This is a genomic window from Streptosporangium sp. NPDC087985, from assembly GCF_044741965.1.
GTDB lineage: Bacteria > Actinomycetota > Actinomycetes > Streptosporangiales > Streptosporangiaceae > Streptosporangium.
Genome location: NZ_JBIUTQ010000009.1, coordinates 19099 through 32433 on the forward strand (window position 1 = coordinate 19099; position 13335 = coordinate 32433).

The 13335-nt window shown below is 68.5% G+C and carries 15 protein-coding genes and 1 riboswitch; of the genes, 7 read left to right on the forward strand and 8 right to left on the reverse strand.

The genetic code is table 11. From position 1 onward, the window contains the following. Positions 1 to 85: 85 nt before the first annotated feature. The 4 genes from ACIN94_RS18495 to ACIN94_RS18510 all read left to right on the forward strand — a co-directional run bounded on the left by ACIN94_RS18495 (position 86) and on the right by ACIN94_RS18510 (position 4299). Positions 86 to 961: a hypothetical protein gene (locus tag ACIN94_RS18495; protein WP_400707277.1), complete on the forward strand. Its 876-nt coding sequence runs from the start codon at positions 86 to 88 to the stop codon at positions 959 to 961. A 285-nt stretch (positions 962 to 1246) separates the two neighbouring features. Then, positions 1247 to 1771, forward strand: a complete 525-nt coding sequence (locus ACIN94_RS18500; protein ID WP_400707280.1) for an SPW repeat protein — start codon at positions 1247 to 1249, stop codon at positions 1769 to 1771. A gap of 195 nt (positions 1772 to 1966) precedes the next feature. Then, a complete protein-coding gene (locus tag ACIN94_RS18505) occupies positions 1967 to 2761 on the forward strand; it encodes a DUF4253 domain-containing protein (RefSeq protein WP_400707283.1) in 795 nt (264 codons plus the stop codon). A 467-nt stretch (positions 2762 to 3228) separates the two neighbouring features. Further along, a riboswitch (cyclic di-AMP (ydaO/yuaA leader) is annotated at positions 3229 to 3378 on the forward strand. 219 nt (positions 3379 to 3597) lie between these two features. Further along, the gene (locus ACIN94_RS18510) at positions 3598 to 4299 is read left to right on the forward strand and encodes a hypothetical protein (RefSeq protein WP_400707286.1); all 702 of its coding nucleotides are present in this window, start codon (positions 3598 to 3600) and stop codon (positions 4297 to 4299) included. Between the two features lie 67 nt (positions 4300 to 4366). Here ACIN94_RS18510 and ACIN94_RS18515 read toward each other — a convergent pair whose 3' ends face one another. The 5 genes from ACIN94_RS18515 to ACIN94_RS18535 all read right to left on the reverse strand — a co-directional run bounded on the left by ACIN94_RS18515 (position 4367) and on the right by ACIN94_RS18535 (position 7785). Continuing rightward, complete coding sequence (locus ACIN94_RS18515) at positions 4367 to 4738, reverse strand: hypothetical protein (RefSeq protein WP_400707289.1); 372 nt, start codon at positions 4736 to 4738, stop codon at positions 4367 to 4369. Positions 4739 to 4751: 13 nt separating this feature from the next. Next, positions 4752 to 5132, reverse strand: a complete 381-nt coding sequence (locus ACIN94_RS18520) for a roadblock/LC7 domain-containing protein (RefSeq protein WP_400707292.1) — start codon at positions 5130 to 5132, stop codon at positions 4752 to 4754. Positions 5133 to 5190: 58 nt separating this feature from the next. Next, the gene (locus ACIN94_RS18525; RefSeq protein ID WP_400707295.1) at positions 5191 to 6027 is read right to left on the reverse strand and encodes a DUF4388 domain-containing protein; all 837 of its coding nucleotides are present in this window, start codon (positions 6025 to 6027) and stop codon (positions 5191 to 5193) included. A gap of 12 nt (positions 6028 to 6039) precedes the next feature. Next, a complete protein-coding gene (locus ACIN94_RS18530) occupies positions 6040 to 6387 on the reverse strand; it encodes a roadblock/LC7 domain-containing protein (RefSeq protein ID WP_400707298.1) in 348 nt (115 codons plus the stop codon). A 186-nt stretch (positions 6388 to 6573) separates the two neighbouring features. Continuing rightward, positions 6574 to 7785, reverse strand: a complete 1212-nt coding sequence (locus ACIN94_RS18535) for a DUF4032 domain-containing protein (RefSeq protein WP_400707300.1) — start codon at positions 7783 to 7785, stop codon at positions 6574 to 6576. Between the two features lie 158 nt (positions 7786 to 7943). On the opposite strand from ACIN94_RS18535, the gene ACIN94_RS18540 reads away from it, so the two are divergent. Both ACIN94_RS18540 and ACIN94_RS18545 read left to right on the forward strand, forming a co-directional pair. After that, on the forward strand, positions 7944 to 8234 hold the full coding sequence (locus ACIN94_RS18540; RefSeq protein WP_400707303.1) for a 4a-hydroxytetrahydrobiopterin dehydratase: 291 nt from the start codon (positions 7944 to 7946) through the stop codon (positions 8232 to 8234). A 126-nt stretch (positions 8235 to 8360) separates the two neighbouring features. Then, entirely contained in the window at positions 8361 to 8939 is a 579-nt protein-coding gene (locus ACIN94_RS18545) for a superoxide dismutase family protein (protein ID WP_400707306.1), read from the forward strand. A gap of 76 nt (positions 8940 to 9015) precedes the next feature. Here ACIN94_RS18545 and ACIN94_RS18550 read toward each other — a convergent pair whose 3' ends face one another. Both ACIN94_RS18550 and ACIN94_RS18555 read right to left on the reverse strand, forming a co-directional pair. Next, positions 9016 to 10002, reverse strand: a complete 987-nt coding sequence (locus tag ACIN94_RS18550; protein WP_400707309.1) for a pirin family protein — start codon at positions 10000 to 10002, stop codon at positions 9016 to 9018. A gap of 141 nt (positions 10003 to 10143) precedes the next feature. Continuing rightward, positions 10144 to 10992 (reverse strand): spermidine synthase, encoded by an 849-nt coding sequence (locus tag ACIN94_RS18555; protein WP_400707312.1) that lies wholly within the window; start codon positions 10990 to 10992, stop codon positions 10144 to 10146. Between the two features lie 145 nt (positions 10993 to 11137). Here ACIN94_RS18555 and ACIN94_RS18560 point away from each other — a divergent pair, with 145 nt between their 5' ends. Next, on the forward strand, positions 11138 to 11815 hold the full coding sequence (locus tag ACIN94_RS18560; RefSeq protein ID WP_400707315.1) for a hemolysin III family protein: 678 nt from the start codon (positions 11138 to 11140) through the stop codon (positions 11813 to 11815). Positions 11816 to 11933: 118 nt separating this feature from the next. Here ACIN94_RS18560 and ACIN94_RS18565 read toward each other — a convergent pair whose 3' ends face one another. Beyond that, positions 11934 to 13133 carry a M20 family metallopeptidase gene (locus ACIN94_RS18565; protein ID WP_400707317.1) on the reverse strand — a complete coding sequence of 400 codons (1200 nt, stop codon included), beginning with the start codon at positions 13131 to 13133 and terminating at the stop codon, positions 11934 to 11936. Positions 13134 to 13335 lie beyond the last annotated feature (202 nt).

Here is a 13335-nt window from a genome sequence, read left to right on the forward strand (position 1 = left end):
CCCGTCGCGGGGGCCGGGTACGGCGGAGCTCCGGTGTCCGATCCGTTCAAGACAGTCGGGCCGGCGCCCTGCCAGCATGGGCGTCATGAGTGACGGCATCTTCGACACGGCCAGGGCTTTCATCCTCCGGGAAGGGCGCCTGCTCGAACGGCGCCTGTTCGCCACCCTTTTCCAGGCGGCGCCCGCCGCGGGGGTGGTGGACTCCCTGCGCGCCTACCAGAATCCCGACGGCGGTTTCGGCCACGGCCTTGAGCCTGACAAACGCTGCCCCGACAGTCTGCCCATCGATGTGGAGACCGCCTTCCAGACGCTGGTGGCGGCCGGCGGCCCGCCGGCCGAGCGGATGGTGTCGCGCGCCTGCGACTGGCTGGCGACGGTCGCCGCACCCGGCGGAGCGGTGTCCCTGTCCTTCCCGGTGATGGAGGCCTATCCCAGGGCCGTGCACTGGTCGGACTGGACCTACACGCCGGGGCTGAACCCCACCGCCGGGCTGGCCGGGCTGCTGCACCGGATGGGGATGGACCATCCCTGGCTTACCCGTGCCACCGACTGGTGCTGGTCGGCACTGGAGAACGGGTTTCCCGGCGACGCGCACGCCATGGCCGAGACGCTCGTGTTCCTCGAGCACGTCCCCGATCGTGACCGGGCCGAACCTCTCGCCGAGCGGGTGGGCGAGTGGCTCCCCAAGCTGAACTGGTACCGGGCCGATCCCGCGGATCCGGGCTACGGCGTCACCCCGCTGCACCTGGCCCCCACGCCCGACAGCCGCTGGCGCCGGCTGTTCACCGACGACCTGATCGAAGGCCACCTCGACCGGTTGGTACGTGACCAGCAGCCAGACGGGGGATGGGCCATCACCTGGGAACCGCCGGGTGCGGCCTCCACCCTTGAGTATCGGGGGATCGAAACGCTGCGGGCACTGCGGGTGCTCACCGCCTACCAGGTGGTTTCAGCGGCGTAGCCGTCCCTACGGCCGGGGCGTTCCGTTCTGTCGGGTCCACCGGCCCAGTCCGCGGCCCGCGCTGTGCCGCCCAGCGCGTTGAGCGGGCCTCGGGGACTCCGGGGTGCCGGTGGTGCGATGCCAAGGGACGGGAAAATTCCGGCAAGCGGGCCGGTGGGATTCCAGCCCGGACTGTCTGCTGAGCCTGACATGGTCATATTTGGCCTGCTTTGTATTTTTTATCCGCTTATGTCGGGTATGGGAGTTAGGTCTGTTCCGTACAGAAGTCGGAAGGGGGCGTGGGTCATGACCAGACCCGCAGGCCTAGAACACCATCCCGATCTCATCGAGATGCGAGCGAGGTACGAGCAAGCGGGTTCCAGCCCGACAGCCCAGGGCACCGACGGCCTCACTCTCCTCGCGGGGCTCTACCTGGCGATCTCCCCATGGGTGGTCGGCTTCAACGGGCTGTCCAGGCTTTCCGTGAGCAACCTGGTCACCGGCGTCGCGCTCGCCGCTCTGGCCATGGCGTTCGCGTCGGCCTACGGCCGGACCTACGGGGTGAGCTGGATCGCACCGATCATCGGTATCTGGACCATCGTGGCACCCTGGCTCACCGGTTCGGCGACGACGGCGACCATCTGGAACAACGTCGTCACCGGCATCATCATCTTCCTGCTCGGGCTGGGAGCGGTGGCGGTGGGCGCCAGGAAAATGCCCGGGATGACCAGCAGGCGCGACAGGCCGGGTACTCGCGATATGTCAGGCAGGCCTGACATCTCAGGCAGGCCTGACATCCCGGGCAGGCCTGACATGCCAGGCAGGCCCTAGATCGATATGACAGCGGTGTGGCGGTGAGTGTCCGCCACACCGCTGTCCCACTCCTGCCATCCGCCGGGCATACCGATGATTTTGGCCTGGTCCTGAGGCTAACTGTCGCTCTGGACGTTGACAGGCCAAAATTGGTCCGTGGTCAGGATCGGATCGGTAGGGATGAGCGATTGCGAGCGTGGGCAACTTCCGCCAGTGCTGGGCCAGCTGTTCCACGACGGCGGTGAGGGGCGCACGCTCTCGGTCGAGTTGCCGCCCGGAGACGTGGTGTGGCCCGATCCCGGCTACGCGCGGTTCGCCGTAGACCACCGTCCGGCGTTCTGGCTGAGTGACGAGCCGGTCTCCGGCGAGCTCTGGGCCGAGCTGCGGAGCGAGCACGAGCGGTCGGGCCTGTGGCCGGTGCTGCTTGAGGACTCCGTCCAGCCGTGGTCGGAGGGGCAGATCGCCCCGGATGCGGCTTCCGAGATCGACAACTACCACCCCGCCGCGTTCATGGCCGAGGTGTGGGCGGACTGGATCGAGAAGGCCCACGCCGACCAGGTGGAGCTGCTGGATCCGTTCGGCCCGCAGTGCCCGGGACCGGCGCCCTCGGGTAGACCGGCCGCCGACCCCGGCGTGGTCGCCGACTGGTACGCGGGGATGGTGGCCGAGCGCAGGACCCCGCTCGGGCTGGTCGCGGCGGCGCGGGGGGCCGACGCGCTGGCCGTCATGGGATGGCAGGGCGCGCTGAATCACAACGAGTGGATGGTCCCGCTCGCGGCTGTGGTGCGCAGCTGGGAGGAGAGATTCGGCGCGCGGGTGGTCGGCATGGGCTTCAACACCCTGGACCTGAGCGTCGCGGCGCCCCCGGTCACGCCGGAACACGCCCTGCACGTCGCCGCCGAGCACTGGACGTTCTGCCCCGACAGCGTCATCTACAGCGCCGGGACGCTGGCCGACTACGCGGAGCAGATCAGAGGCAGGAACGTCTGGTCGTTCTGGTGGGACTGACCATCCAGAGGAGTTTCGCCTGTCCATGACCGCGGCTTTGCGCGGGCGGTTTCCGGCGCCTCCGGATCTTCCGGAGAGCATGCGCCGACCGGTTGATGGGCCATTTCGCTGATCGACGGGCCCGTATGGAGGTAAAAAGAACTGTTGACCGAAGGAGCGGCATACCGGTCGCCGCGACCCCCACATTGATCGTGTAAATATTCATCGAATCATCCCTCCTTTGGAAATACTTGAGAAGTATGCCCAGCTCAGAGGCATGATCACCGGAATCTTCCGAGGCGCTTCCCCTGCGGTTCCGGCCGGTCCACCATGTCGGCGAGATGGTCAAGGGGTAACCAATGAGGCTTTCTTGGCCGACGTGGGTAGATCTTCTGGGGTTTTCATGGGTTTTGCTTTGCTTTGTGCCCGAATGGGCTGTAATGTCCTGTTTGTGATCGGTTGGCGACCTGCCCTTCAGCGGAAGGAGCGGCCAGTCGACGTCGAATCCCGGAAGCCCTCAGGGCCATGGGAACCGGGGACCCACTTCCTGGGGTGAATCCGCCGCGAACCTGCGGCGGTAGGGCAACTCCACCGCCCGAACCCGTCAGCTAACCCGGTAGACGAGATGGAGAGGAAATCACTTATGGGACGCTGTGCCCCCTTCCCGCTGGTACCCGCCTCGCTCGTACGGGTCCTCTAGGACTTTCCCGCCGCGTCTGAACGCGGCTTCCCACGCGCCTCGCGCGGTGCCCGGTCTCGCCGGCCACCCCCTCTCTCTGTGAGAGCGCGTATCCGCCTGTGCCTCATCCGCGTGGCACACGCGCCTTCCCGTTGCCTCGCGAAAGAGTCTTCCTCCAATGCGTTTCTCCTTTGGTATACCTAAGAGCCGTTTCTTCATCGCCGCCACCCTTATCGGCGCGAGTGCCATCACCTCCGCGAGCGTCGTCTCGCTGATCCCCAGCTCGGCTGTCGCCAGCTCCTCGGCGCTGCCCGCCCCGGCGCTCTCCGTCCAGGCGCCCCCCGTCCAGGCGCCCCCCGTCCAGGCGCTCCCCGCCTCGGCCAAGACCAGCGCCTCGACCCCCGGCTCCGAGTCCGGCTCCGAGGTCGTCCTGCTGAACGGCTCGACCAAGGCCTCCTACTTCTGGGACGACTCCTCCGGCCGCGCCGGGGACACCGGTCTGCCCGCGAGCGGCAAGCCGATGCAGAAGGGCATGATCGCCAGCCCGAGCTGGCCGCTGATGACCGAGGGCTATGTCATCTACAACGGCAAGAAGGCCAACTTCTTCGTCGGTGACCGCGGTCCCGGCGTGCCCTCCAGCAGCGGGGTCATGATCGACCTCGATGCCAAGACCTTCGCCGAGCTGACCGGCGGCACGTTCAACCCCAACACGCTCGGCGTGGACGGCACCGGCGGCCTGGGCCACATCAAGGTCGATTACGTGATCACCAAGTGGGGCAGCGGCCCGGGTAAGAAGAACTACCCCGTGCCCTTCTCCGCGGGCGCGTGGAAGCGCATCGACAACAACCCGGCCACCCCGCCCCAGGTGATCAACAAGTAGGACGGACTCCCCGCGGCCGGGCTCCGGTACGGCTTGCGCCTCCCGGGGCGCAAGCCGTACCGGAGGGTCAGACCTCGAGCCTCTCCTCGATGGCGCGCATGGTGTGCCGTGCGAGCGCCAGGTTGGCCCGGGAGCGGTCGAACGCCACGTAGAGGAAGAGTCCCTTGCCGCTCCGGCCGCTGACGGGGCGGATCACGTGGTACTGGCCGCTGAGCGTGATGAGGATGTCCTCGATGCCGTCCTTGAGGCCCAGAGATTCCATCGTCCGCATCTTGGCCTTGACGACCTCGGTGTTGCCGGCCGCGGCGACCTGGAGGTCGAGGTCCTTGGAACCGCCGAGGGCGCCCAGCGCCATGCCGCTGTTGTAGTCCACGACCACCGCGCCGAGGGCGCCGTCGATCGCCATCATCTCCTTGAGCGAGATGTCCATGTTGCCCATTACTGTCTCCGATTCATTGGGGTATAGATGTGCGGGACGTGATGACGGCCAGATTCGCCGCCGTCTTGCGGCCCTCCAGTCGCAGCAGCCCGAGGTTGGTGCCCGGGCGGGCGAGCACTGTGAGGACGATCTTTGGGCCGGCGGCGTAGAAGGCCGCGTAACCGTTGGTTCCGGAGATCAACGTCTCCTCGAAGGTGCCCTTGTCGGCCATGCTCGTCATCCGGCGACTGAGGGCCAGCATCGCCGATGAGAGCGCGCCGGTCTGCTCGACGTCGCCTTCCAGGTCACTCGCTATCGTCAGGCCATCCACGCTGCAGGCGATGCTCCCGTTCACGTCGGGCACACGCTCCCGCAGCAGCACCATCTCTCGGTGCACTTCGTCGCGGAGTTCCACCGGCATCCTCCTTCCGAGCAGCTTCAGCGTCCGCAGCCTTATCGGCATAGGACCAAGCTCACGTCAATGCCTCCAATGCGTCTCTGAGCCGGATGAGCAGGTTCACGTCGGTGGGGTCCGCCGTCGCCAGGGGCAGTGGCGTGGACAGCTCGGTGGTGCCCGAGAGTTCCCTGAGATCTGCCATACCGTTCTTCTCTCGCTTGGGCAGCGCGCCGGGTAGCACGCCAGGTAGGGCGGCGGAGCCGGCCTGTGGCGTGCGGAGCAGCCCCGCCGCGGCAAGCTGCCGTACGGCGAGCAGTACCGAGTAGGCCGGACGGCCGAGCTTGCGCGCCAGGTCACCCGGGGTCGTGGCGGAGTCGGCGCCGACCAGCACCTCCCACTGGAGCGGGGTCAGCACCACCCGCTGGCTGGTGACGCGTCCCACCGGGACGACCGGGAGTGCGTCCAGCTCGGCGGATGGCCAGGCCTGGTTCAATTGCGCCCTCCTTCGCTTGCACTCCCGGAGTAGTCCGGTCACGTCGAAATACCACTGGGGCCCGAGCCAGTGCTGGTCTCCCGGCCGGAACCTGGGCCGGTGGCCGGTGGCGTCGAACAGGAAGTACACGGCGTCGAGTACCGAGCTCAGCACGCAGAACTCCAGCTCGCCCCGGGTGAGAACCCCCTGGGAGACCAGCAGTTCGCCGCCCCACCGGTCCTCGGTGGCGGCCTGCCTGGCCTGCCGTACGGCATGGGCGGAGATTCTGCGGCCGGAGGTCAGCAGATCCTCCACCCGGGGGGCGGCCGGGCTCTCGGCGTAGGTCACCCGGCCGCCGGTGAGGTAGAGCATCCCGGCCTTGCCCAGCCGTAACGCGCCGGTGGCGCGGTCGTCGGCCAACCCGCTGAGTACGCTTTCCACGGTCGGCATGGCTCACGTCGTTATCAGGCGGCCGGAGAGCGCCTGGAGCCGGTGGCGGGCCAGGGCCAGGTTCGAGCGCTCCAAATCGAGCCGGACATAAATCACCAGTGGACCGTCAAAAACCGTTTCCAATGACTTTAATAAATGATGTCCACTATCCGTGGTTATGATCATGTCGCTGATCCGGACCGTTCCGCTGGGGGAGGTGATGGCGAGTCCGTCCAGGGTTGCCCGCAGGGTCTCACTCAACCCGGCGGCCGACCGCTCCGCGTCGGCCTGGTGACTGCCGCCACCGAATCCCACCGCCGTCCCGCTGGTCTGATCGATCAGGATCGCGTCCAGCGCGCCGGGGATGGCCATGACCTCGGTCAGGCAGTCTTCGATTCCAAGCACGGGGGCTCCCTCGCCAACGACTTCACGACGTCGCCCGGTCAGCGTAGGGAAATATCCGGGGAACCATGTGCCCTATTTGAAACTGATATGTCGATAGGCGGAGAATTCAATAACCGCGTATAAGGTTGTATATCCCGGGAGGGAAACCATCCATCAGTCCTCGACGATAAGGGCTTTCTCGTCCGGCTTGAAAACAAGAATATTCTTCACGTAGGACTCAACGGCGGCGGGCAGGCCGACATCGTTTCCGGCCGCCTCTGACAGGTACCAGCGGTGGTCGAGCACCTCGTGGAAGAGCTGGGCCGGTTCGAGCTTGCGCCGCAGCTCCCGGGGGACGGCCTCCACCGCCGGATGGAAGATCTCCATCAGCCAGCGGTGGGCCACGATCGCCTCCTCCTCGTAACGCAGGCCGTACGACACCCGGAAGGAGTCGAGGTCGTTGAGCAGCCGCCTGGCCTGGTTCTCCTCCACGTCCAGGCCGGTGAGCCGGAGCAGCCTGCGCTGGTGGTGACCGGCGTCCACGACCTTCGGGCGGACGATCAGCCGCCCGGTCCCCGACTTACGGCGGACCATCATCTCGGCGACGTCGAAGCCGAGGGAGTTCAGCCGGCGGATCCGCTGGTCGATCATGTGCCAGTCCACCTCATCGATGATCTCGTCGGAGGTGAGCTCGCTCCAGAGCGTGTGATAGCGCGAGCAGACCGATCCGGCGACCTCCTCGGGGTCGACGGAGGGGTGGAGCAGGCCGCCGGCCTCCAGATCGAGCATCTCGCCGAAGATGTTGGTGTGCGCGAGGTCGATGTCGTACAGCCGCTGGCCCTCACTGATCATGGGATGGAGCTCGCCGGTCTCGGCGTCCACCAGATAGGCGGCGAAGGAGCCCGCGTCCCGGCGGAACAGGACGTTCGACAGCGAGCAGTCGCCCCAGTAGAAACCGCTCAGGTGCAGCCGGACCAGCAGTACGGCCAGCGCGTCGAGCAGCCGGTTGAGCGTCTCGGGCCGGACGGTCCCCGACATGACCGCCCGATAGGGCAGGGAGAACTGCAGGTGCCGGGTGATCAGCGCGGAGTCGAGCGGCTCCCCGTCCGCGCCGGTCCGCCCGGTGACCACGGCCACCGGCTCCACCGAGGGGGTGTCGAGCCGGTTCAGGTCCCACAGCAGGCGATACTCGCGTTTGGCGTAGTACTCGCTGATCTCCTTGATCGCGTACACCCTGCCGGAGAGCCGGACGAAGCGCACCACGTGACGGGAGATGCCGCGCGGCAGCGAGACCAGGTGATGCGCCGGCCACTGTTCGAGAGGGACGTCCCAGGGCAGGCGGATCAGGTCCGGGTCGCCGGGAGCGCCGGTGAGCTGCAGAGGCATGGGATCAGTCCTCGCGGGGGGGAGGGGAGAAGGCCCGCTAAAAGTAGGGGTCCGCGCCTTCGGGCAGCAACCCCCCCGCACAGGGGTGGCATGGTGTGGCGCGCCGGGCGGGCCACCCCGGTTTGGCGTGTCCGCCGGAGACGTGGTCTCCTGGGCGGATGGACCTGCTTGACGACTCCGCGGTGGACCGGAGACTGGCCGATGTGCCCGAATGGCGGCGCGAAGGCGACGAGATCCGCCGCACCATCAAAGCCCCCGACTTCCCGACCGCGATCCGTATCGTCGACGAGGTCGCCGTGGAGGCCGAGAAGCTCAACCACCATCCCGATATCGACATCCGCTGGCGCACCCTCCACCTGGCCCTCTCCACCCACGACGCCGGTGGCCTGACCGAGATGGACTTCACGCTCGCCGCCCGCATCGACGCGATCGCCGCATCCCACACCTGAGGGACCCGAAGGACCTGAGGGCCGCGGAACTTGTCCGGACCGACAACGGCGAATACCCAACGTGATCATATGGTCACTCGTTAGAGTGGGTGCCTGTCTCGCCGTGTCTGGTCAAGGAGATGTTGGATGCGCCCTCTCGTTGCTCTCGCCGTCGTCGCCGTCGGCCTGCTGAGCGTGGCCTGTGGCGGCCGGGAGGCGGTCGTCGCCACCCATCCGGTCGCACATGACCCGAGCCCCACCGGGATCCGGCTCTCCGGGGGCGGCACGCTCACCAGGCCGGCGCCGAAGGCACAGGCCGTCACCTACGACACCAAGCTGGCGCCCACCGGCGCCTCGGCCGAGGTGGTGGCCGAGTCGGGGGCGGTGCTCGCCACCTCCACGGTCACGGTCGACGGGCTGCTGCCCAACCGGACGTACGGCGCGCACCTGCACGTCAACCCGTGCGGGGTCAAGCCCGAGGACGCGGGCCCGCACTACCAGAGCACCGCCACCCACACCCACCCGAGCTCCACCACCGAGGTGTGGCTGGACTTCACCACCGACGCCGAGGGCGCCGCCACCGCCATGGCCAAACAGGACTGGGCCTTCGCCCCCGGCAGGGAGCCCCACTCCCTGGTGATCCACGCCCAGCCGACGGTGCGGACCGGAGCCGACGCGGGTGACGCCGGCCCCCGTGTCGCCTGTGTCACCCTCACCGAGAGCTAGACGGCGATACGCCGTCGTGGTGACCGCCACGAGTTTCATGTGATCTTCACCCTGGGTTCCGCCGATCATGCCGGGGTCAGGCGTGACCGGCGGGGATGGTGCCGAGGCGGCCGGCCTGGTAGTCCTCGAACGCCTTGACGAGCTCCGCCTGGGTGTTCATCACGAACGGGCCGTAGTGCGCGACCGGCTCGCCGATCGGACGGCCGCCGAGCACGATCACCTCCATGTTGGGGCTGCGGCTCTCCTGACTCCCGGACGCCCACAGGGTGAGGGTCTCGCCCTGGGTGCCGAGGCCGGGAAGGGTGCCGAAGCCGTCGAAGACCGCGAGCTGGCCCGACTCGATCGGCTGCCGGTCGGCGCCGGCCGCACCCCGTCCCGACAGGACGTAGGCCAGCGCGTTGAAGTCCTTGCGCCAGGGCAGCGTGAGGCGGGAACCGGGGCTGAGGGAGGCGTGCAGGAGGGTGATCGGCGTCCGGGTGCTGCCGGGGCCGCTGAACTCGCCGACCTCGCCCGCGATCAGCCGGACCAGCGCTCCGCCGTCGTGGCTGCTGAGCAGGACGACGTTGGACCTGCCGATGTCCTGGTACTTCGGCGCGATCATCTTCTCCTTGCCCGGCAGGTTGACCCAGAGCTGGATGCCGTGGAACAGGCCACCCTTCTGGACCAGCCACTCCGGGGGGGCCTCCTTGTGGAGGATGCCGCCGCCAGCGGTCATCCACTGCGTGTCGCCGTCGGAGATCGTGCCACCGCCGCCGTGGGAGTCGGCGTGGTCCATCACGCCGTCGATCATGTAGGTGACGGTCTCGAAGCCCCGGTGGGGGTGCCAGGGGGTGCCCTTGGGCTCGCCCGGCGCGTAGTCCACCTCGCCCATCTGGTCCATCATGATGAACGGGTCGAGATACTGGGACTTGATCGTCGCCAGGGCCTTGCGGACCGGGAAGCCCTCACCCTCGAAGCCGCTGGGCGCGGTCGTCACGGTCAGGACCTCGCGCTCACGCACCGCGTCGAGCGGCTGGGGCAGTCGGGGCAGGGTCAGCGGGTTCTCTACGGTGACGGCGGGCATCTCGGACTCCTTCGTGTGGCATTCGTTGATGCAAACTCAGTTGATACTTCAACTATTCCATCGCGGGCCGAGGTCGCGCCGTCGGAGGCGTCGCGGTCTCGGAGCCGCCCGCGTCCGCTCGGCCGCCCGTTCCGCGTCCGCTCAGCCGAACACTCCCGGCGGCGGGACGGGGACGACGACGGGGGTGCCGTCGTTGAGAGGGAGAGCTCCGGCGATGAACCTGGTCAGGTCCTCGCCGTACACACACCGGGCCTGGGCGAGGCCGCCGGCGGCGCGGCGGGCCAGGCCGGACAGGGGAAGTCCGGTGCGCGAGGCGGCGATGATGAGGTTGCCGAAGCGGCGCCCCCGCATGACGCCGGGGTCGGCCAGCAGGGCCATGTGGGGGAAGGTGCCGCCGACGGTGGCCAGCACCCGGCGGGCGAAGGCCAGGCCCTTGCCGTCGGCGACGTTGACCAGCAGCGTCCCGGCCGGGCGCAGGACGCGGGCGACGTCGCCCATGTACTCGGAGGTGGCCAGGTCGAGCGGCATCGTGGCACCGCTGAAGGCGTCCAGTACGAGCAGGTCGGCCGAGCCGTCCTGGAGTCCGGCGGTGGCCGTACGGCCGTCAAGGATCCTGACCTTGAGCCGGGGCACCGCCTTCAGCCGGAGCTGGTCCCTGACGAGCTGGACGAGCCCCTCGTCCGGCTCGGCGACGATCTGCCGCGACCCCGGGCGGGCCGCCGCCACGTAGCGGGGCAGGGTGCAGCCGCAGCCCCCGATGTGCACGGCGTCCAGCGGGCCCTCGTCGAGAAGGTCGATCACGGTGGCCATCAGCTGGACGTATTCGAAGTCGAGGTGGGTGGGGTCGTCCAGGTCCACGTAGGACTGGGGCACGCCGTCCTTGGAGATCACCCAGCCCGAGGGCCGGTCGAGATCTCCCAGGAGCTCGACCTCCCCGAAGGTCACCGGATAACGGCCTGGCATCGGCTTCTGCGGTTCTCGCCTGGCCATCACCGTTGGTCCTCTTTCCTCTGATGTACAACAACGCCGGGGACACCCCTGGGAGAAACCGTATGCGTAGTCGAGCGGTCCTCGTACTCACCTCCGTAGGGCAGATCGCAACCTACGTTGGCGTAAGTTACGCTAGCGTAGGTTCATGACCACGACTTCTCCTGAGAGGTTCACTCTCCCAGAGTTGATCAAGCCCCGTCTCCGTGGCTGGCTGCACGCCGGGGCCCTGCCCGTCGCGCTCGTCGCCGGATTCGTCCTGGTCGCCCTGGGGCCCACCCTGCAGGCGCGGCTCGCCGCCGCGATCTATGCGATCACCTCGGGCCTGCTCTTCGGCATCTCGGCCACCTACCACCGGGGTACGCTCTCCCCCCGACTCGGAGAGGTGCTGCGACGCCTCGACCACGCCAACATCTACCTGATCATCGCGGGCACCTACACCCCGTTCGCGCTGCTCGCCCTGGACGGGGTGGTCAGGACGGTGGTTCTCGGCGTGATCTGGGCCGGCGCGGTCGCCGGGGTACTGTTCCGGGTGCTGTGGATCGGGGCTCCCCGCTGGCTGTCCACCACGCTCTACATCGGTCTCGGCTGGACGGCCGTCTTCGTGCTGCCCCAGCTTGTGGAGGGCGCGGGGCCGGCCGCGGTGATTCTGATCGCCGTGGGCGGACTGCTCTACACGGCGGGCGGGGTCGTGTACGGCCTGCGCCGTCCCGACCCCTCACCCCGCTGGTTCGGCTTCCACGAGGTCTTCCACGCCCTCACCGTCGCCGCCTACGTGGTCCAGTACGTGGCGGTGTCACTGGTGGTCTACGCGGCGAGCGCCTAGAGCTGTGTCCCCGGCCGTGGCCGAGCGGGCCACACCCGGGGCGCAACGGCCTGGGCCGAGGGGAGGGGTGCCCCGGCCCCGGCGGGGCGTGCCTGACGGCGACGCCCCGCCGGGCGGATCAGTTCGCCGCCAGTTCGAGGCGGCGCGTGGCGAGCTCCGCGTAAAGCGCGGCGCCGTCCGGCAGCACGGCGTCGTCGAACCGCGCCTCGGGGGAGTGGTTGTAGGCGGCCTTGGCGGGGTCGGCATCCGACGGGCACGCGCCGAGCGTCACGAAGGCCGATGGCACCTGGTCGCAGACGAACGAGAAGTCCTCCGAACCGGTGAACGGCTGGGAAGCCGTGAGGAACCGCTCCTCGCCGTACGCCTCGCGGACGACTCCGCCGACGAAGTCGGCCTCGGCGCCGTCGTTGACCGTGACCGGGTAGCTCACCTCGTAGTCGGCCTCCACCTCCAGCCCGTGGGCCGCCGCGATGCCCCTGACCAGGGCCACCGCCCGTTCCTGGATCCGCGCGTGGGAGGCCGCCGAGAACGACCGGATCGTCGCCTCGAACCGGGCCTCGTCCGGGATCACGTTGTCGACGGTGCCGGCGTGGAAGCTGCCGACGGTGACGACCACCGGGTCGAACACGTCGAACCCCCGCGTGACCATGGTCTGCAGCGCGGTGACCATCTCGCACGCGACGGGGATCGGGTCCTTGGCGTGATGCGGGGCCGAGCCGTGACCGCCCGCGCCGCGCACGGTCACCACGAGCCTGTCGGCGGCGGCCATCATCGGGCCGCCCTTGGTGAGGAACACCCCGTGGGGGAGCGCCGAGCTGATCACATGCAGGGCGTAGGCCGCGACGGGGCGCTCGCCCGCCGCGTCCAGCACGCCCTCGTCTATCATGATCTTCGCGCCGCCCGGCCCCTCCTCGCCCGGCTGGAACATGAAGATCACGTTCCCGGCGAGCCGGTCGCGTCCGGCCGCCAGCAGGTGCGCCGCCCCGGCCAGCATGGCGGTGTGCAGGTCGTGGCCGCACGCGTGCATCCGGCCGTCCACCTGCGAGGTGATCTCCCCGCCGCCACGCTCGGAGACCGGCAGGGCGTCCATGTCGCCCCGGAGCAGCACGGTCGGGCCGGGCCGGGCACCCCGCAGCACGGCCGTGACCGAGCTCAGCCGCTCGCCGAGCCGGATCTCCAGGGGAAGCCCCGCCAGTGCCGTCAACACCTTCTCCTGGGTCCGTGGCAGGTCGAGACCGAGTTCGGGCTGACGGTGCAGGGCGTGGCGGAGACGGACCAGCTCGTCCCGCATGTCGGCGGCGGATTCGCGAAGGGACACGGAATCTCCTCCTGGAGGGTGTGTGATCTGGGACGCACGATAACCCCGATTTGACCGAATTGCGGTCTCGTATTGGCGATCTTCTGGAAAGGAATCGATCACACGGGGAGCGTTCCGTGTACCGGGTGGACCATCGAAGAATCTTCACAAGAATCAGACTCCGTACGTAATGTCTCCATATAGATGCCTTGCTGGCGGGGAA